The sequence below is a fragment of the Sanguibacter sp. 25GB23B1 genome, assembly GCF_040012415.1.
Taxonomy (GTDB): Bacteria; Actinomycetota; Actinomycetes; order Actinomycetales; family Cellulomonadaceae; genus Sanguibacter.
This window is the reverse complement of sequence record NZ_JBDYKL010000026.1, coordinates 49,159-67,143: the sequence shown is the minus strand read 5'-3', so window position 1 is coordinate 67,143 and position 17,985 is coordinate 49,159. Positions and strand designations below refer to the sequence as shown.

The 17,985-nt window shown below is 71.9% G+C and carries 20 protein-coding genes and 1 pseudogene; 8 read left to right on the top strand and 13 right to left on the bottom strand.

The features are described 5' to 3' along the window. Positions 1-107: 107 nt before the first annotated feature. Both ABKW26_RS14265 and ABKW26_RS14260 read left to right on the top strand, forming a co-directional pair. Positions 108-941 carry a hypothetical protein gene (locus ABKW26_RS14265; protein ID WP_348594443.1) on the top strand — a complete coding sequence of 278 codons (834 nt, stop codon included), beginning with the start codon at positions 108-110 and terminating at the stop codon, positions 939-941. Positions 942-945: 4 nt separating this feature from the next. Further along, positions 946-1,734, top strand: a complete 789-nt coding sequence (locus ABKW26_RS14260) for a creatininase family protein (protein ID WP_348594442.1) — start codon at positions 946-948, stop codon at positions 1,732-1,734. Between the two features lie 52 nt (positions 1,735-1,786). Here the strand turns inward: ABKW26_RS14260 and ABKW26_RS14255 are convergent, their stop codons facing one another. From ABKW26_RS14255 to ABKW26_RS14230, 6 genes are all read right to left on the bottom strand, one after another. Then, positions 1,787-2,560 (bottom strand): hypothetical protein, encoded by a 774-nt coding sequence (locus ABKW26_RS14255; protein WP_348594441.1) that lies wholly within the window; start codon positions 2,558-2,560, stop codon positions 1,787-1,789. A gap of 119 nt (positions 2,561-2,679) precedes the next feature. Beyond that, the gene (locus tag ABKW26_RS14250; protein ID WP_348594440.1) at positions 2,680-3,933 is read right to left on the bottom strand and encodes a hypothetical protein; all 1,254 of its coding nucleotides are present in this window, start codon (positions 3,931-3,933) and stop codon (positions 2,680-2,682) included. Next, positions 3,930-4,220: a hypothetical protein gene (locus ABKW26_RS14245; RefSeq protein WP_348594439.1), complete on the bottom strand. Its 291-nt coding sequence runs from the start codon at positions 4,218-4,220 to the stop codon at positions 3,930-3,932. The genes ABKW26_RS14250 and ABKW26_RS14245 overlap by 4 nt, the downstream gene beginning before the upstream one ends. After that, entirely contained in the window at positions 4,217-4,492 is a 276-nt protein-coding gene (locus ABKW26_RS14240; RefSeq protein WP_348594438.1) for an SAV_915 family protein, read from the bottom strand. The genes ABKW26_RS14245 and ABKW26_RS14240 overlap by 4 nt, the downstream gene beginning before the upstream one ends. Before the next feature lie 130 nt (positions 4,493-4,622). Beyond that, positions 4,623-6,335, bottom strand: a complete 1,713-nt coding sequence (locus ABKW26_RS14235) for a hypothetical protein (protein WP_348594437.1) — start codon at positions 6,333-6,335, stop codon at positions 4,623-4,625. Positions 6,336-6,348: 13 nt separating this feature from the next. Next, the gene (locus tag ABKW26_RS14230) at positions 6,349-6,963 is read right to left on the bottom strand and encodes a TetR/AcrR family transcriptional regulator (RefSeq protein ID WP_348594436.1); all 615 of its coding nucleotides are present in this window, start codon (positions 6,961-6,963) and stop codon (positions 6,349-6,351) included. 146 nt (positions 6,964-7,109) lie between these two features. On the opposite strand from ABKW26_RS14230, the gene ABKW26_RS14225 reads away from it, so the two are divergent. Further along, positions 7,110-7,721, top strand: a complete 612-nt coding sequence (locus ABKW26_RS14225; RefSeq protein ID WP_348594435.1) for a GNAT family N-acetyltransferase — start codon at positions 7,110-7,112, stop codon at positions 7,719-7,721. 11 nt (positions 7,722-7,732) lie between these two features. Here the strand turns inward: ABKW26_RS14225 and ABKW26_RS14220 are convergent. After that, a pseudogene (locus tag ABKW26_RS14220) lies at positions 7,733-8,229 on the bottom strand (SRPBCC family protein). Between the two features lie 122 nt (positions 8,230-8,351). Here ABKW26_RS14220 and ABKW26_RS14215 point away from each other — a divergent pair. Continuing rightward, complete coding sequence (locus tag ABKW26_RS14215; RefSeq protein WP_348594434.1) at positions 8,352-8,741, top strand: VOC family protein; 390 nt, start codon at positions 8,352-8,354, stop codon at positions 8,739-8,741. A gap of 27 nt (positions 8,742-8,768) precedes the next feature. Here ABKW26_RS14215 and ABKW26_RS14210 read toward each other — a convergent pair whose 3' ends face one another. The 3 genes from ABKW26_RS14210 to ABKW26_RS14200 form a co-directional block, all read right to left on the bottom strand. Further along, a complete protein-coding gene (locus tag ABKW26_RS14210; protein WP_348594433.1) occupies positions 8,769-9,845 on the bottom strand; it encodes an acetamidase/formamidase family protein in 1,077 nt (358 codons plus the stop codon). After that, the gene (locus tag ABKW26_RS14205; RefSeq protein ID WP_348594432.1) at positions 9,842-10,285 is read right to left on the bottom strand and encodes a cupin domain-containing protein; all 444 of its coding nucleotides are present in this window, start codon (positions 10,283-10,285) and stop codon (positions 9,842-9,844) included. The genes ABKW26_RS14210 and ABKW26_RS14205 overlap by 4 nt, the downstream gene beginning before the upstream one ends. Before the next feature lie 72 nt (positions 10,286-10,357). Continuing rightward, positions 10,358-10,930, bottom strand: a complete 573-nt coding sequence (locus ABKW26_RS14200; RefSeq protein ID WP_348594431.1) for a flavin reductase family protein — start codon at positions 10,928-10,930, stop codon at positions 10,358-10,360. A gap of 233 nt (positions 10,931-11,163) precedes the next feature. Here ABKW26_RS14200 and ABKW26_RS14195 point away from each other — a divergent pair, with 233 nt between their 5' ends. Genes ABKW26_RS14195 through ABKW26_RS14185 form a run of 3 tightly spaced genes read left to right on the top strand, consistent with a single transcriptional unit; the run spans position 11,164 to position 14,746 of the window. Continuing rightward, positions 11,164-12,717: an amidohydrolase family protein gene (locus tag ABKW26_RS14195; protein WP_348594430.1), complete on the top strand. Its 1,554-nt coding sequence runs from the start codon at positions 11,164-11,166 to the stop codon at positions 12,715-12,717. 35 nt (positions 12,718-12,752) lie between these two features. Further along, on the top strand, positions 12,753-13,916 hold the full coding sequence (locus ABKW26_RS14190; RefSeq protein WP_348594429.1) for an RDD family protein: 1,164 nt from the start codon (positions 12,753-12,755) through the stop codon (positions 13,914-13,916). Then, positions 13,913-14,746, top strand: coding sequence for a protein phosphatase 2C domain-containing protein (locus ABKW26_RS14185; RefSeq protein ID WP_348594428.1), 834 nt, complete (start codon positions 13,913-13,915; stop codon positions 14,744-14,746). Before ABKW26_RS14190 ends, ABKW26_RS14185 begins: the two co-directional genes overlap by 4 nt. On the opposite strand, the gene ABKW26_RS14180 is transcribed toward ABKW26_RS14185, so the two are convergent. The 3 genes from ABKW26_RS14180 to ABKW26_RS14170 all read right to left on the bottom strand — a co-directional run bounded on the left by ABKW26_RS14180 (position 14,734) and on the right by ABKW26_RS14170 (position 17,434). Further along, the gene (locus ABKW26_RS14180; RefSeq protein ID WP_348594427.1) at positions 14,734-15,573 is read right to left on the bottom strand and encodes a hypothetical protein; all 840 of its coding nucleotides are present in this window, start codon (positions 15,571-15,573) and stop codon (positions 14,734-14,736) included. The genes ABKW26_RS14185 and ABKW26_RS14180 overlap by 13 nt on opposite strands. 159 nt (positions 15,574-15,732) lie before the next feature. Continuing rightward, positions 15,733-16,869 (bottom strand): GNAT family N-acetyltransferase, encoded by a 1,137-nt coding sequence (locus ABKW26_RS14175; RefSeq protein WP_348594426.1) that lies wholly within the window; start codon positions 16,867-16,869, stop codon positions 15,733-15,735. Positions 16,870-16,900: 31 nt separating this feature from the next. Next, the gene (locus ABKW26_RS14170) at positions 16,901-17,434 is read right to left on the bottom strand and encodes a MarR family transcriptional regulator (protein WP_348594425.1); all 534 of its coding nucleotides are present in this window, start codon (positions 17,432-17,434) and stop codon (positions 16,901-16,903) included. A 101-nt stretch (positions 17,435-17,535) separates the two neighbouring features. On the opposite strand from ABKW26_RS14170, the gene ABKW26_RS14165 reads away from it, so the two are divergent. Continuing rightward, entirely contained in the window at positions 17,536-17,967 is a 432-nt protein-coding gene (locus tag ABKW26_RS14165) for an organic hydroperoxide resistance protein (protein ID WP_348594424.1), read from the top strand. The last annotated feature ends 18 nt before the right edge of the window (positions 17,968-17,985 follow it).

Sequence of the window (17,985 nt, the reverse complement as noted above, 5' to 3'; positions counted from 1 at the left end):
GCTCCCGTCGACGACGAGGTCCGCCGCCTCCTCGACCGTGGACGCCTCGAGGATGATGCGCCGGCTCCATCGAGTTCGGCACGACGGCCGACGGCTTCGTCGCGGCGATGACGATCGCCCCGTGCGACGGCAGCGGGGAGACGTTCCGCGTCGAGGGCGCGGACACCATCCCCTACGTGCACACGTACGGGGTGACGGGGATCGCGACGGAGGTCACGCTGCGCACGAGCCCGGCCCGCGACTGGGTCGCGATGTACGCATCGTTCACCGACTACGACAAGGCGATCGCCGTCCACCGCGCACTCCCGGGCCTGTCGGTCCTGCCGCGGCTCGCCTCGCTCGACGAGCCGGGACTCGTCCCGACGCTTCCTGCGGCGCTGCCGCTCGACGCGGCGCGGACGAGCCTGCGCATCATCCTCGAGGCGTCCACGGTCGAGGAGGCGGCGGACCTCGTCGTCGACGGGAGCGGCGAGGTGGTCGCCGTCTTCGAGGACTATGCCGAGTGCGACCGGCTGTCCTCGATGTCCTACAACCATCCCGTCTACTTCCTCCAGCAGGCGGGGCACCCGTGCTTCCACGTGGAGGTCGGCGGCCTGCCACTCTGGGACTCCCCGGAGCTCGCCCGGACCGTGTACCCCGGCGCGATGATCCACATGGAGCTCCGCGTCGAGGCACCGATGGCCATGTACGTGGGGGACTACGAGTCCGAGGCGCAGGTCCTCGCCGGGTACCCGAAGCTCGACGCCCTGGGCATCGGCTTCCACAGCCCGCACCAGTGGGCGGTCGACCGGCACGTCGCTGAGGCGATCGCCACCGTCCCGACGACCGACCCGAAGGGCCTGCTCAACCCGGGCAAGCTCGACCGCGACGCTGTCGTGCCGCCACCGGCCGACACGAGGAACGAGGTGCTCATTGCCCGCACGACCGTACTCACCTCCTAGCGCGATGCCCGGCACGACGAGGGCTCCGAGCTTCATCGACCTCACCTTCGAGGAGGTCTCCGCGCTGCCGGCGGACACCGTGGCGGTCCTGCCGCTCGGTGCCATCGAGCAGCACGGGGCCCACCTCCCGGTCTCGACGGACTATCTCGTGGCGATGAGCGTCGCAGAGGCGGCGGTCGCCACGGTGGCGGAGTCCGGATCGACGAACGTCGTCCTTCTCCCCGGTCTCGCGTACACGAAGTCGGACGAGCACCACTGGGCGCCGGGAACCATCTGGTTGTCGTGGGAGACGCTCATGAACACGCTCATCGACATCGGCCGCTCGCTCGCGAACACCCCGGTCAAGCGGCTCATGTTCATCAACGGGCACGGCGGCAACTCGGCTCTCGGTCAGGTGGCGTGCCGCGAGCTGCACCGGCGTTTCGGCCTCATGACGTTCTTCGCCCACCCGTCGTTCCCCAAGGACCAGGGCGGGGCCGACTCGATGGATGTGGAGAACGGGTTCGGCATCCACGGCGGTCACGGCGAGACGTCGATGATCCTGCACCTGCGTCCCGAGCTCGTCCACATGGACAAGGCCACCCGTCAGGTGCCCGACGCCATGGCCGACTACACGTACATCGGCTTCGGCAAGCCCGTGAGCTTCGGCTGGACGTCGGACGACTTCGGTCCCGGTGGTGTCATCGGCGACCCGACGGGAGCGACCGCCGACATCGGCAAGGTCCTCTTCGAGGGTGCGGTCGAGCGGTGCGCCGCCGCGATCACGGAGGCGAGCCACTTCACGATCGGGTGACCGGGTCGTGGCAGCAGCCGGGCGCTCCGGCGGCTGGGGTCGAGACCTGACCTCAGGCGCCGGAGCCCTCTGGCCGTCGTCTCGTGAACGCGTTCGGCAGCGGACCGGAGGATGTCGTGAGGCGGACCGCCTCCAGGGCTTCGAGGCTCGCTGGCGTCCCGAGCTCGCTGCGAGCCGCAGGCGTGAGGGCGTACCTCCCGAGGAACCGGGCGAGGGTCCCCGGGTCGACCGACATGTCGTCCGTCCGGATCACGGCCATCGTCGGGCTCGCCATGCGCTCGGAGCGCCACAGGGCAGGGACGTTGGTGTAGGTGAACGCTGTCGGATCCTCGGACGAGACGAGCACCATTCCGGCGATCTTCCCGCCGTCGACCGAGCTGATGTCCCTCCAGCGGATCTCGAGCCGAAGTCCGCGCGACACGTAGACCAATCGATCAGGAGTAAACCAGATCCCACCGGCATCGAACCTGCCGAGAAGCACGAGGGCCGTGAACCATGCAGACCACAGGACGGGAAGCCCGAGGAAGAGGGCGAAGAGGAGGCTCTCAGATGCGACGAGTCCAGCCCACACTGCGCTGATGAGCACGAGGTCCCAGAGGATCAGCACGCCCATCAAGAACGCCACGCGCTCCCGCCGGATCAGCGTCGCCGGAGTATCCCTGCGGGTCGACACCTCGGGATCCGGGGCTCGGAGGTGGCGTTCGCGCAGGACCGTGATCACGATCGCCAGCACCAGGAGCCCCAGCACACTGACACCCATGATGCCGATCGCTACCGATGTCGTCCAGCCTGACAGGAGCAGGGCGCCGACGAGGAGAAGGACCACGGCATGCTGGACCTGGCGCCAAGACCACGAGCGTCTGGGTGGAGCCGGATCGTAGGCCGAGTAGCCAGAGCGGAGCCTTGCGCCCTGGAGCGGCACTGTGGCCAGCCACGACGACAGGCTCATCCGAAGGCCCAGTCGTAGGCGTCCGAGAGGCCGTCGGCAGCCCAGTCGACGGCGCGGGACGCACCACCTACGGTTGCCCGGGCGCCTGCTATCCCGAGGTCTCCGAGTGATTCGCCCACGTCGGCGAGATCCCGGACTCCTGCCACGACCGCAGCGTGCACGTCCGGACCGTTCTCGAAGAACGAGTCGACGACACCTGACGTGATGATCCCGACCGCCGTCCCCACCATCGCCCCGCCGACGGCTCCGACTACCGTGCCGACGATCGGCACGGGGATGAAGGAACCGGTGAAGGCTCCGATGCTGGTACCAGCAGCCGTCCCGGCGACGATCGAGGTCAGGAGGCCGGCCGAGTTCGATGCGGTTGCCTGGACGGCGCTCTCGCCTGCTCGCATGTCCAGCCAGATCGCCACCCCTGTCACCAGGGCACCGACGCTCGCGCCGATGACCCTACTCGTGCGGATGGCGCTGTCGGCATCGGCGGAGAACTTTCCCGCGGACTTTTCCAATGCCGCTGCGTCGTCGATGTCCTTGTACGCGAGGCTGGGGAAGAGTCCGGCGCCCGGGTGCTGGACGTTCGCCTTGAGCTTCTCAGCCTGAGCGAGCAGGTCGGATGCGCGGAGGTTCTTGAGCTCTGCAGACGCGCCCCAGAGCGAGTCGACGACGCTGCCAGCGATCAGTCCCGTGACCGGCACCTTGACCACCTCGACATCGGCCCTGACGTCGTCCAGCGTCGTCGACGCCGCCGTGAGCGCCGTGGTGATGCGCGAGACCTCCACCGCTGCGGCAGCGTATGCCTGCCAGCGGGCGGCGTTGTCGTCGTGCTCCGCCTGGGCGAGGTAGTACGACTGCACCGAGGCCGCCGACGTTCCCGGCTGCGGAGGGGTCGGGCGTGGCCAGATGGCGGGGGCGCGGATGCCGGTGGTCGTCAGCTCGAGCCCTGCAGCCGCGGCGGTTGCGCGCGCAACGGCGACGTCGGCCTGGGCGGTGCTCAGCGCCAGGGCGAAGGCGTCGATCCCGGACGCTCCGGAGACGGTCGCGTCGTTGAGGGTCGCCGCGTTCGAGTACGCCGTGCTCATGCGCGTCCGGAACGCGTCGCCCGCTGTCCCGTCCCAGCCGCCGTCGTCCTGGCGGACGGACTGGAGCGTGAGCTCCGAGTCGTCGAGGGCGCTCCCCAGGCTGCCTCGCAACCAGGTTGCGATGGCGGTGAGCTCGGCTGGGTCGCCGGGGATGGTGGTGGAGACCGTCATGAGAAGGTGCCGAGCGCTCGCAGGGTCGTCCACGTCGTGTCGTCGGTCGCCCCGTACGCGTCGCGCGTCGCCGTGACGCCGTCGGAGGCGAGCTCGAGGTCGGCGCACAGGTAGGAGGAGTGGGTGATGAGGTGCTGGACGATCGCGGCGGTCGCGGCAGACCCGGGGGACGCGCTCACTGCCTGCGGGGCGCCGGGTGCGAGGTCGCCGAAGGTCTGGGTCGTGACCGTGAGCTTCGACGCGATCGTCTCGAGGCTGGTCACGTCGACAGCGAGCTCCGTGCTCATGCGGCGACCCTCCGCGCGCTCTCGGGGATCCGCAGGTCGAGGTAGAGCACGTCGTACGGGCGCTCGTCGTGCAGGTCCTGGAGGTCCTGGACCGACAGGAGCGCCCACGGGACGTCGGTGCCCGCCCCGGCGCGCAGGCGGTCCAGCGCCGAGTAGGCGAGCAGTGCCGTGCGACCGTCGGCCGTCGTGCGGAGGGTGACGCTCGCGGCGGCACGGCTGCGGTCCGGGAGGCAGGGCACGTACACGACCGGTGGGAAGTCGTCGGGGATCACGGGCGCCTCGCAGTGCTCGGAGGATGACGTGACGACCGTCGCCGGCACCGCGTCCTGGAATCGCCCATACGCTACGTGAACGGACAGCATCCCCGCCGAGCCCTGTGGACAACTCTGCGCGATGCTCGCTTCAGCGGGGTGTGGCACCGGCGGTCGCCGTCGCGTGGAGGCTGCGATCGCCGACGATCCGTGCGATGTGCAGGAGGCTCGCCTCGGTCCCGAGCTCGCGGCGGCGCTCTGCCGACCGGGCGTACTCGTGGAGGAGCCGAGCCATGCCCGGCCCGTCGAGGCACATCCCGTCGGTGGCAACCCTCGCGTGTCGTGGGCTCGTCGCGATCTCGCCGGACCACAGGCCGGGAGTGTTGATGTGCCTGAACCAGGTGCCGGACCGTGCCGACAGGTCCACGTCGGTGGAACCGCACCAGACCTGGTCGATCTGGTCCCAGCGGATCCGTGAGCGCTGCCCACGAGACCGGTAGAGGAGACCGGTCTCGTCCAGGTCGAGCCGGCCGGGTGTGAGAAGCCCGAGGGCGAGAACCCCGACGGGTCCTCCCGCCACGAGGGCGGCGAGGGTGACGAGCGACCCGAGCGCGGCGTCGGACGGCCAGGTGAGCAGAACCCACGCCGCGCAGAGCGCGGCGCACGCGACGTAGGGAGCGAAACCGGCGGAGAACCGTCGCGAGTCCCGCCGGACGACCGTGGTCGCCCCGCGTCGGGTGGTCGTGAGCGTCGGTGGCGGCGCCGGCCGGGACCCTCGCCGCAGGAGGCGCGCGACGACGGCACCGAGCCCTGCGGCCATGAACAGTCCGCCGAACCAGGTGTTGTCGTCAGGTCCGGTCCACGTCGAGACCACGAGGCAGAGGCCGGCCGCGATCGCGAGGAGGGCGAGACCGAGACCGACCGCGCCACCGGGCTCCCCGGGGCGTCGCCGCACGGGAGGCGCGGGCACGCGGGTCGGGAGGAACCGCAGCAGCGGCTCGTGAACCGGGGACGTCGGTGCGGTGCGGGCGCCGGCGGCGACCCGGTCGATCACGGCGAGGCTGAGTGGCGTCCCGAGGTCTGCACGCTCTCCGGGCGAGCCGGCATAGTGCGACAGCACGCTCGAGAGGGCCGGCCCGTCCAGCGCCAGGTCTTCGGTGCTCACGTGCACGAGGCCGCGGGTGGACCGGACCGCTCGCGCGAGCCTCGAGCGGACGCCCGAGTACGTCACCCCGTCGGTGCTCGTCCTGAGAACCACGGACTCGGGCGACGTCGACGGGTAGACGGTGGTGATGTCGTCCCAGCGGACCACGGCGCGGAACCCGTCGCGCTGATAGAGGACCCGGTCGGGGCGCAGGGCGACGGCGGCCACGGTGTCTCCCCTCGCGGTCCGCACGGTCACGCGCACCACGGACAGCGGGACGAGCAGGAGGAGCACCGCGATGCCGGGGTTCTCCTCGACCGAGAGGGCTGCGCCCCCGAGGAACGGCGCGACGAGCAGGCCGATCGTCGCGAGCCGCACGAGACGCTCGGACGGCTCGGGCGGGACGACGGTCCAGCGCTCGCCGCGGATGCGCCGGACCTGTGGCGCAGGCAGACGGGGGAGGTTGCGGGCGCGCAGGATCCAGCGGGTGCAGACGACGACCACGACGAGGACGAGCGGGATGCCGACGAGGAGACCGAGGACCTCGCCGGTGGCGACGAAGCCCGCGAGGGCGGCGATGCCCAGGCCGAGGATGAGGAGCAGGCCGACGACAGGGTCTGCCGGGGTGTAGCGGAACTGGAGGACGGGCTCAGTGCGCGGCCGTCGGCGGGGGCGCGGAGGGCGCGGACCCGAGAGGACGCCGGTGGGCTGCTCGATCACGACGGCCCTCCTGTCAGGTGCTGCACAGCGAGCTCAGCGACTGCGCGGCGACCGTGATGGCCGCGTCGGCGCGCGCGTCGTCCCGGTCGGCGAGCCACGTGCTCGCGACCCCGGCGCCGAGGGCGACCACGTAGGAAGCGACGTCGTCGAGCGCCACGGTCCAGGTGAGGGCGTGATCGTTCGACCACGCCGCGAGGCTCTCACGCGCTCGGACCCGGTACTGCTCCTGCTCCCAGACGGCGAGCGGTGCCAGGTCGGGGGTGCGCAGGGCGGTGAGGGACAGCTCGGCCAGCGCCAGGTAGTAGTCCGGTGCGGCGCGTACGAGCGTCATCTGGGCGTCGAGTGCAGCGCGGACTCCTGAGCGCACGTCGGTGAACGATCGGAGCGCATCACCGGTCGAGGTCGACGTCTTGGTGATCTCTCGCTCGAACAGCGCCGCGATCAGCTCGTCCTTCGACCGGAAGCAGTAGTGGAACACCCCCTGCGGGACGCCGGCCTGGTCGGCGATCGCGCGGGTCGTCGCGGCGGCGACGCCGCGCTCGCTCATGACGACGATCGCGGCGTCCATGAGCTCGTCCCGGCGCTCGTGCGCACTGCGGCGGCGGGTCGTCGTGTCCCCAGAAGGCATGCACGCATTGTTCCAGCCTGGGCGCGGGCGTGGCGACGAGGTGCGCGGCGGTCACCGGTGTGCGGACGATCACCTTCCCGGTCGCTTGACTTGGTCAAGCGACCAAGTCAAAGATGGGCGCTCACCCGTAGACACCAAGGAGCGCCATGTACACGATCACTCCAGCCGCCCCCGCAGACGTCCTCTCCGCTGCCGAGGTCCTGGCGCAGGCGTTCGAGGGGGACCCGGTCATGGCTGCGGTCACCGGCCGCCCAGCCCCCGCCGCGGCTCTCCTCGCGCGGCTCTTCGCCCCGTTGCTGCGCAGCGGGCCGCTGCCGCTCGGTGGCGTCGACCTCGCGCGGCGCTCGGACGACGGCTCGATCGCCGGGGTCGCCGTCTGGGAGCCGCCGGGGTCCCGCAGCCACCTCCTCCGTCAGGCCGTGGAGGTGCCGGCGTTCCTCGCGGCGCTCGGTCTGCGCGGTCTCTCCCGCGCCCTCCACACCCAGGGGCTCCTGGCTCGCCACCGTCCCGCAGCGCGGCACTGGTACCTCGCACAGATCGGCGCCACGGCCGCGGCGCGCGGCACGGGGGTCGGGTCCGCTCTGCTCGAGGCACGGCTGGCACGCGTCGACGCCGAAGGTGCAGCCGCATACCTGGAGTCGTCCAACGAGCGGAACCGGCGACTCTACGCCCGAGCAGGGTTCCGAGAGACCGCACCGATCGCAGGGATCGACGGCGCACGCCCGATGGGGATGTGGCGAGCGCCGGTCACGCCCTGACCGGAGTCGTCTCAGGCTCCGCCGTGCCTCCCGTGCGCGACGGCGTCGAGGACGACCGGGTCCGCGCACCCCCGCGCGTAGCCGGCGATGCGCCGGTCGATGTCGCGCTGGAGCACGACCACCCGACGCGTTCGGCGAGCGGGGCGAGCCAGCGGGGCCTGCACGCGAAGTTGTAGCGCCACGTCGCCACGGTCGAGCCCGGGTCGCCCGCGACCGGCGCGAAGCGCCACCCGCCGCCGAGACGCTCGAAGAACCACGTGCCGCGCACCATCTTCATGCCGACGTTCGTCGGCGGCGCGTACGAGACGTACTCGCTCACCATCCGGAACCCGAGCCGGTGCACCGTGAGCGTCCGCACGCCCTTCGCGGGCGCGAGCGCGCCGTCGAGGAAGTGCTGACGCCGGATGAACGGGTCCCAGCGCAACCGGACCTCACCGGTCGTCTGGGAGACCGCGAACGCGGCCTCGACGGGCAGAGGCACGGTCACGCGGGACTCGACGACGGGCACGTGCCCAGTCTGGCACCTGACCTGACCTGACCTGACCGGACCTGACCTGACCGGACCTGACCCAGACCGGGCTCGGCCGGGCGGGAAGGTGGCTGTCCGAGGGGAGGGCTAGCGTTCCGGGCATGACCACACAGATCGGACGAACGGTCCTCCTCGTGCGTGACCCCGAGGCCTCGGCCGCGTTCTACCGCGACGCATTCGGCTTCGCGACGTTGTTCGACGAGACGACGCCCTCGTTCCGCTTCCTCCACGTGGGGCCCGGCAGCGTCCGGGACCCAGGGCTGTGGCTCAAGCCCGCTGGGGACGCGGCATCCGCACGCCCGGACAGCGGGCCGTCCCTCGTCCTCTACGTCGACGACCTCGGGGCGACGGTCGACCGCCTCGCCGCCCTCGGCGTCGGGCTGCACGCGCCCGTGGTGCGCGACGCGGCGTCGCGACAGGCCTACGCCCACGTCCTCGACCCCGACGGGTACGAGCTCGTCCTCGTGGAGCTCCCCGAGCCCGTCGCTTGACCGGGCCGGTCGCCTGACCGAGCACGCCTACGGCCGCAGCAGCTCCACGAGGTCCGCCTTGCGGATCTTCCCGTGCACGCCGCACACGCGGTCGACGACCTGGGAGACGGCGAAGTCTCCGGCGGCGGACAGGTAGGCGTACGCGTACGCCGGGTCCATGCCGGCGTCGGCGAGGAGGTTGACGGCCGCCCGCGTGGCCGCGCGCATCGCCTCGCCGAGGTCGGCGTCGAGCCCGATCGGGACGAGTAGCTCGGACGTCTCGCCCCACAGCGTGCGCGGGACCACGAAGGCCTCGCGCGGGATGATGTCGAAGCGCAGGTGCGCGCGCAGCGGCGCCTCGAACGCGGTCAGCGCGACCTCGCCGTCGCCCTGCGCGTAGTGCGGGTCACCGACGTACGCGAGGGCGCCGTCGACCTGGACGGGGATGTGGACGGTCGAGCCCACACCGAGGAGCGCCACGTCGATGTTGCCCCCGTGCGGTCCGGGTGGCACCGAGTGGGGACGCTCGTGGCCCGCGACGGCGACGCCCATCGTGCCGAGGAAGGGACGTAACGGGAAGCGGACCCGGCGGTGGTCGTCCGGCCCGGCGGGCATCGACCCGCGCGGCATCCCGCCGGGACCGGGTGCGTCGACCGTGCAGAGGATCGACACCGGGTCGAGCGAGCCGTCCTGCGGGAACTGTGCAGGCAGGGCGCCCCGCCCGTGCCGGTTGGAGACGATGCCGTAGCCGGCACGCATCTCGAGGTCGAGGACCGTGATCGACAGGACGTCGCCGACCCGGGCGCCGCGCACCCGCACGGGGCCGGTGACGACGTGCGGGCCGTCGGCGGCCGGGTCGTGCTCCACCTCGGCGGCGACCCGCACCGCGTCGGCCAGCACGTCGGCCGCCGGGATCCCACGATCGGTGAAGAACGTGACGGGGTCCCGGCCCTGGTCCTCGAGGATGCCCTCGTGGCTCACGGTGTCGATCCACAGGGAGTCGCCCGCGTCGATCGTCATCACGGGAGTGTCGTCCGCGCACGGCAACCGGCCCCACAGGACGGTGCCGGGCGTGGCGGCGAGCTGCCCGACCGCGCGGGCACCGGCCTGCAGGAGCCCGGTCACCCGACGGGTGCCAGGGACGGCACGAGCACGCCGAGGTCCTCGGCGGTCAGCGGCACGGGGGTGCCGTCGGTGACGAGCTTCGCGAAGCCGCCGTCGTTCGCCATGACGGTGATCGTGTAGAGGCGGTCGGTCGTGGACGTGTTGATGATCCTGTGCTCGGAGCCGGGCTGCAGGATGAGGACGTCGCCAGGACCGAGGTCGACGGCGTCGTCGTCGGAGTGGGCCTCGGCCTGCCCGGCGAGGACGACGAAGATCTCCGCGGAGTCCTCGTGGGAGTTGAGCGGCTGCGCGCCGCCCGGTTCCCAGATCTCGAGGAAGACGCTCGCGCTCGTCCCGTGGGTCGGTCCGGCGAGCTCGGCCAGGCGGACGGTGTCCGTGGGCGAGATGAGGAAGCCGGGGATGTCGGTGAGCTTCCGGACGATGGGTGCTGCGCCGCTCATGGTGTGTCCTCTCGGTGTTCGGCGGGTGGTTCGGTGGCTGGTGTCGTTCGGCGGGTGGGTCGGTCGGTCCGGTCAGCGGACGGCCGCGCGGGGGAGCGCGTGGAAGGTGCGTTCGAGGTATCCGAGGCCGTGGTCGGCGTCGGTTGCGGGGGTGAGGACGTCGTGCACGGCGCCGACGATGATCGTGTGGTCGCCGGCGGCGACCACCTGGGCGATGACGCACTCGACGGCGCGCACGCAGTCGTCCGGGAGCCACGGGAGACCGTGGGCGGTCGTCGCGCGGGTGACCGGGCCGCTCGGCGGCGAGAACTTGTCCTCGCTCTTGCTCGCGAAGCTCGAGGCCACGTGCGAGGAGCTGCCGGACATGATGTTCGCGACGAAGGCGCCGCGCTCGAGGAGCACGGGCAGGGTGCGGGAGGCGTTGTCGACGCAGATCCCGAAGAGCGGCGGGTGCATGCTCACGCTGAACCCGGTGGTGACGGTGAGGCCGGTGGGTGTCCCGTGGTCGTCCGTCGTGATGACGCAGACGCCGCCGGCGAGGCTCGACATCGCCTCGCGGAAGGACAGGTGGACGTCGGTGCGTGGCTCTGAGGTGGTTGCCGGTGCCATCGGCGTGGTCATCGTGCGTCCGACGAGTGTCGTCACGGTGAGCCTCCTCGAATCCCGGATGGCGCGAATGTTGATGCCATCAACATTCACGCTAGGCGGCGTTTGTTTCGAGCCACGTTTCGCGCCGGTAAACCTTGAGCAAGCAGCGTGTAAGACGCACCCGATCCACGACGCGAGCGTCGTAGTGTCCGAGGCAGCCGGCCGCGTGAGTACCCCTACGTGCCCCCCAGGAAGCGACCTCAGCCGCGACCGGCGCACCAGGAGTCGTCATGTCTCACCCCTCGACCGCCACACCCCGCCCGGCCAGCCCCACCCGCCTCACCGTCGTCAACGCCCTCCTCCTCCCTCTGGCGGACCCGCGCCCGCCCGGCAGCACCGCGGCCCCCGACTGGTTCGTCGGCTGGATGACCGTCGGCGAGGACGGGCTCATCACCGGTATCGGGCCCGGCTCCCCGCCGTCATCCCGGCCCGCGTCGCCTGGCAGCGGCTCCGCTCCCACAGCGCCCGGCGAGGTGCTCGACGCCCGCGGCGCGATGGTCGCCCCCGGCTTCGTCTCCGCGCACAGCCACATCTTCACGTCCGGGCTGCGCGGCGTGGCCCACTCCCAGACCCTCTACCCCTGGGTCCGTGCGAACGGCGAGGCGCTCCTCGACGCCTCCGCCGAGGACATGTACTGGTACACGCTGCACGGCAGCCTCGACTTCGTCACCAACGGCATCACGTCCGCGTACAACTTCACGCACTCCCGCGTCTCCTGGCTCTACGAGCCCGACACCGGCTACAACCGCCCGGCCCGCATCCACGGCACGGACCACGTGACACGCCAGTTCGACGGCACCGCCGACTCCGGCATCCGCGTCGTCAACAGCTTCCGGCTGGACGACGAGGCGTTCACCGAGACGGAGACCATCGACACCTTCGCCGCGATGGTGGAAGCGAGCGCCGACCGCACGCCTGCGGGCCAGTACCTCGGGTCGTCGATCATGGGCGCGGTCCAGTGGTCGAGCCATCGCCGGTCCGCCGAGCTCGAGGCGCAGATGATGCGGGATCTCGGGGTGTCCAACCAGGCCCACTTCGTCGAGACGGCCGAGGGGATCGAGTTCCAGCAGTCGAAGTTCGGGTGGTACGAGGACGCCGGCGCCCTGGGCCGCACGTTCCTCTTCGGGCACTTCGTCCACCCGACCGACACGATGATCGAGCGCGCCGTCGCCGCAGGCTGCGCGATGGTGTGGCAGCCCACGTCGAACGGGCGGCTCGGCTCCGGCATCGCGGACGTGACCCGCCTGCGCGACGCCGGCATGCGCATCGGCATGGGCCTCGACGACCAGTCGTGCACCGACATCTCCGACCCGTTCCAGAACATGCGGATCGGCATGTACACGATGCGCGCCAAGCACTCGGACGCAGGGATCATGACGCCTCGCGAGGTGCTGCGGATGCACACGCTCGGTTCGGCGGAGGTCCTCGGGGTCGAGCACCGGGTCGGCAGCCTCGAGGTGGGCAAGCACGCCGACTTCCTCCTCGTCGACCCACGGAGCCCCGACACCGGGCCCGTGTGGGACGTCTACGCGACCTACGTCATGGCCTGCGGCCTGCGGAACCTCCAGCAGGTGTACATCGGCGGCGAGCTCGCGAGCACACGGGGGGTCGCCGAGTCGTCGCTCGCCGCAGACGCGAGCGCCGAGCTGCACGCCCGCATCGTCCACCGCGCCCGGGCGGCCGGCCTCGCGCTCGACCACGTGCCGGAGGCGGACCCGGAGGAGGCGGCGGCGATCGGTCGAGCACCGGGCGCGGGGGAGTCGCTGGTCTCCCGGACTGGGTAGAGTTCCCTCACCTGCTCGTCGAAGGAGCCGTCGTCATGTCGTTCGCGCCACCGCCCCCGCGGATCGTCCCGCCCGGGCCGCAGGTCTCGGCGCTCGGCGGGTGCGTCCCGGCAGCGCCCGGCCGGCGTGCAGGAGCCGCCGTCCTCGACTCCGTCATCCTGGCGCTGCCCGCCGGCGCCGCCTCCGTGTGCACGTCGATCGGCCTCGCCGAAGAGATGACGGTGCTCGTCGTCATCGGTGGAGTCCTCGCTCTCCTGACGCTCGCGGGGCTCGTCCTCGTCGGCGTCGGCTTCGCGACTTCCGGGCTGTCGCCGGGCAAGCGGGCCATGGGCCTGCGGCTCGTCTCCGTCCGGACCGGCGGGGCACCCGGGTTCGGGACGTGGCTGCGGTTCGTCCTCGCCGGGCTCGGCTCGGCCGTCCTCGTCGGCTGGGTCCTGGCCGTCGTCCAGGTCCTGCGAGACGCCCCCGGCGACCGGCGCACGTGGTACGACACGGCGACGGACGTCGCCCTGCTCGACGTCGTCGCCGGGCGTGATCCCTTCGTCGGCGCGGCCGTCGCACGTGCGGCGGGGGCCGTGCCCCCGCCGCCGGCCGGGTCGTTCGCCGGAGCCACGCCACCCCCGCTCGCGGCGGTCCCCACCCTCGTGACGATGGACGGGGCGCCGCTCCACCCGGTGGATGTCGCGCCCGCAGGCCCCGCCGCCGTTCCGGTTCCACCGCCACCGCCGCCGCCCGCACCGGGCGACACCGACGACCTCGACCAGACGCGGGCGACCGCCGACATCCGAGCGCAGCGCGAGGGCGCCGAGCCGCCCGTCGTCGCCCTGCTCACGTTCGACTCCGGTGTCGTCGAGAACGTCACGGGCCGTGGGCTCGTCGGTCGCAAGCCACGGCTCGCCGACGGCGCCGACGGCACGATCCTTGTCGTCGACGACGACACGCGCACGGTCTCCAAGACCCACCTCGAGCTCGTCGTCGAGAAGGGGGGCGTCCGGGTGACGGACCTGTGGTCCACCAACGGATCCACCGTGATCGCCCCGCAGGGCGACACGACCACGCTCGACGCGGGCAGCCCCGTCCTGGCCCTCTACGGCTCCACGGTGACCGTCGGCGACCACTGGTTCACCGTCTCTCGCGTCATGACCCCGCAGGACGCGTTCGACGACGCGGGCGACACCATCCTGCGAGGTCCACGATGACGTCTGGCTCCGGTGCCGACGACGGGGTCGGCGCCACCCCAGGGCGGTCGCCCTTCATCGCCCGGTGGGGCGCCGCGACGGACCGCGGCTCCGTGCGCCGGCTCAACGAGGACTCTCTCCTCGCCACACCGCCGTTCTTCCTCGTCGCCGACGGCATGGGCGGGCACGACGCCGGGGACGTCGCCTCCTCGATCGTCGTCGACGCGTTCGTGCCGTACGTCAAGCAGGCATCGGTCAGCGAGGTGGACGTGCGCTCCGCGGTCCGGGGCGCGCGACGCGCGATCGTCGAGTTCTTCGAGCCCACCGGCATGTCCGGTGGCTCCACCCTCACAGGTGTCGCGGTGAGCACGGTCGGCGACACCCCCGCCCTCGTCGTCGTGAACATCGGCGACTCGCGCACCTACCGGCTCAGCGCCGGGCATCTGGAACAGCTGAGCAAGGACCACTCGACGGTCCAGGAGCTCGTCGACGCCGGGAGCATCGCGCCCGAGGACGCCCGCACGCACCCGTCGCGCAACGTCATCACCCGGGCCATCAGCCCGACCGCGGACTCCGAGCCCGACATCTGGTCCGTCCCCGCCCGTGCCGGCGACCGGTTCCTCGCGTGCTCCGACGGGCTCACCGGAGAGATCCCCGACGAGCACATCCTCGAGATACTCCTGCGGCACGAGGACCCGCAGGCGGCAGCGAGCGCTCTCGTCGCCGCAGCCCTCGCCGAGGAGGGGCGCGACAACATCACCGTCGTGGTCGTCGACGTCCTGGCCCTCTCGCAGGAGGTCGACCCTCTCGAAGGCCTCGAGGACACCGTCCCGACCGTTCAGCGCGACTGAACCTCTGCGACTGGTGTCTCTTCCGCCGCAACGGCCGGGCGGGCGGGGGCGGCCGGTCGGGTCGACAGGACGAACGAGGCCGTGAGGGCGACCGCGACCGCGCCGACGCACGCAGCCTCCCAGCCGCTGCGGACGCCGTCGTGCAGCACCCACACCCCGACGACGCCGGGGAGCACCACCTGCGTCACGTTGACGAGCGCCCGGGCGGGGCCGACCGTGCCGTTCTCGACCGCGCGGGAGAACGTCACGCTGCTGAGGATCGCGAAGCCCACCGTGAGCCACGCGGTCGGGGTGAGGAAGAAGTCGATCCACGTGCCGCCGTGCGCGGCGCGGGCGCACATGGCGAGACCGGCGGACGCGAGCCCGCTGAGCAGCGCCTGCACGGGCGCGCTCGCCCGGCGGTAGGTGAGGAGCGTCGCGACGACGAGCGCGACGAGGAGGGCGAGCATCGCGAGCCCGAACCACGCGGGAGCCGCGACGTCGGACTGGACGCCGGTGCTCAGCGCGAGCACGGCCAGTGCGCCGGTCACGGCGACCGCGGCCCAGCGGTCGACGACCCGGAGCCGGGTGCCGAAGACGACACGGTCGAGGAGGACGGTCACCACGAGGGAGGAGGACAGGATCGTCTGCACCGTGAGGAGCGGGAGGTAGCGGAGAGCGACGAGCGAGAATGCCCAGGCGACGAGCGTGATCGACGTCCCGACCGCGTAGGTGGGCTCGCGCAGCACCTTGAGACCGTCGGCCTTCGAGGAGGCCATCGCCTGCACCACGGAGCCGCCGCCGTAGCCGGCTGCGGCAGCCATCGCGGCGAGGATCGAGAGAGACATCCGCGCGATTCTGTCAGCCGTCCGTGGTCTCGGCCAGGTCGAACGGCCCCGATCGAGGGTGACGTTGATCGCAAGGCCTGGTATGGGGCGTGATGTCCGGTCGGACGGTGCTCGGCGGGCCGGTGCCCGACGGGAGGGTGCCCGACCGTCCAGCCGTCGTCAGACGTCGGCCCCGAGCCGTCGCTGCCAGAGCGCGAGCACACCCGTGGGCCGGAAGCCGAGCGCCACGTTGATGGCGAGCATGTGCGCGTTCTCCTCCGCGTTCCACGTGTGGATCCGCAGGGTCGAGGGCCGCAGGCGGGCGAGCTCACGGAGGTTCGCGGTCTTGACGAGCATCCCGAGCCGGTGACCCCGGTGCTCACGCAGCACGAGGGTGTCGTCCTGGTACGCGATCTCGGGTGCCGCGAGCGGGTAGGTGATCTCCGTGTACGCGACGAGCCGTCCGGTCGGCACGTGCTCCGCGGCGCACACCACGTAGCCGCGGCCGGAGTCGGCGTAGGTGCGCTCGTCGTCCCGGATGCGTGCGGCGTCCCACGGGTCCTCGGTGAGGTCGAGGGCGGCGAGCGGCACGTCGGTGCTCATGCGCGTGGCGAGCAGGGCCCAGTCGTCCACCCGCTCGTCTGGGCAGCGGTCCGTCCACGTCACCACGCGGTAGTCGTCGCCCGCGTGGTGGGCGGCGTCGTCGGCGAGCTGCGCGAGGGCGTCCGGGTCGATCTCGGGCACGTGGAGGACGCTGTACCGCTCGGCCTGCTCGAACGCGTAGTCGTGCTCGATCGCGAAGACCGCCGCGGGGTGGTCGGCGCGGATGCGGCCGCTGCCCGTCGGCGGCGTGAGCGCCTGCGGGTCGTCCGCGGCCGGCTCGCCGGCGTGCGCGCTGTCGAGGATGACGACGGTGCGACCGAGGGCGGCGACGAACGCCTCGGCCTCGGTGAGGAGGGCGCCGCCGATCCCCTCGTGCTGTCGCGCCGGGTCGACCGCCACGCTGATCTCTGCGAGGTGCGTGTTGCCGTCGAGCGGGAGGTGGACGTGCGCGACCCCGTGGACGTCGCCGGGACCGGGGGTGGCCGGCAGGGGGTCGGTCACTGCGAGGAACGCGGCTCGACGCGAGTGCGTGTCGTCCCGGTGCAGCACCAGCAGCATCTCTGCCGGGTAGGTGAGGTCGGCGTGCCCCCACGTCTCCCGCTGGACGGCGACGTCGACCCGGACGGCTCCGAGCAGTGCCCAGGCGTCCGAGGCGTCGAGGCTCGCCGGCATCGCGAGCGGGACGATCGAGGTCCGGGGCGGCGTGGTGGTCATCTCTGCAGCGTCGCAGCGGTGCGCCGGACCGTCAACGTCTTTTGGTGCTGCGGCTCGCCCCGCTCCGGCGCGGTCGGAGCGGGGCGCTGCGCAGCTGTCCGCGGACTCCCTCGAGGATGTCCGCGAGAGTCGTGAGGTCGTTGGAGGTGAGGTGGTCGAGGAGCATCGTCGTGACGACGTCGACGTACTGCGGGACGCCCTGGGCGACGACGCTGCGACCGGCGTCGGTGATGCGCGCGAGCACCACCCGCTCGTCCTCGGCCGACGTGCCGCGCTCGAGGAGACCGCGCTCGACCAGCCGCGTCACCTGGTAGGTCAGGCCGCTGGGGGAGACGACCAACCGGTCGGCGATCTCCGTCATCCGCAGTCCCTCCTTGGGGCCTTCGAAGATGCGGGCGAGGATCTCGAACTGCGCGGCGGGCATGCCGACAGCGGTGCGCAGGCGGCGGTCGGCCGCGTGCTGGACGATCGCGGTCGTCTCGAGGAGCGCCGCCCAGGCGCGCATCTCCTCGGGAGAGACGGGACGCTCGGGGACGGGGTCGGGTGGCGAGCCGGGAATAGGCATGGGCGCCTCCAGGTTGTCGAGCACGAAGGTGTTTCGAATGTGAAACACATGCGATCGTCCCGTCCGCACGACATCCCGTCCGCACGAAGAGAGAAGACACCATGAGCAGCACGATCTACACAGCGCAGGCTACGTCCTGGGGAGGCCGCAGCGGCAAGGTCGTCACGAGCGACGACCGTCTCCAGCTCGACCTCTCGGTCCCGTCCGAGATGGGCGGCGACGGCGGACCGGGCACCAACCCTGAGCAGCTCTTCGCGTCCGGCTGGGCAGCGTGCTTCCACAACGCGATGAAGGCGATCGCCCGTCAGCAGAAGGTCGACATGTCCGACTCGGCCGTGAGCCTGAGCGTCGACGTCGTCGGCGGGCTGTCTGCCGGCTTCGACTTCCAGGTGACCATCGAGGCCCAGGTCCCCGGTGCCGACCCGACCGCAGTCCAGGCGCTCCTCGAGGCCGCCGACCAGGTGTGCCCGTACTCGCGCGCCACCCGCGGCAACGTCCCGGTCACCCTGAAGGTCGTCACCGAAGAAGACTGAGAGCCCCTGCCCGGGCGG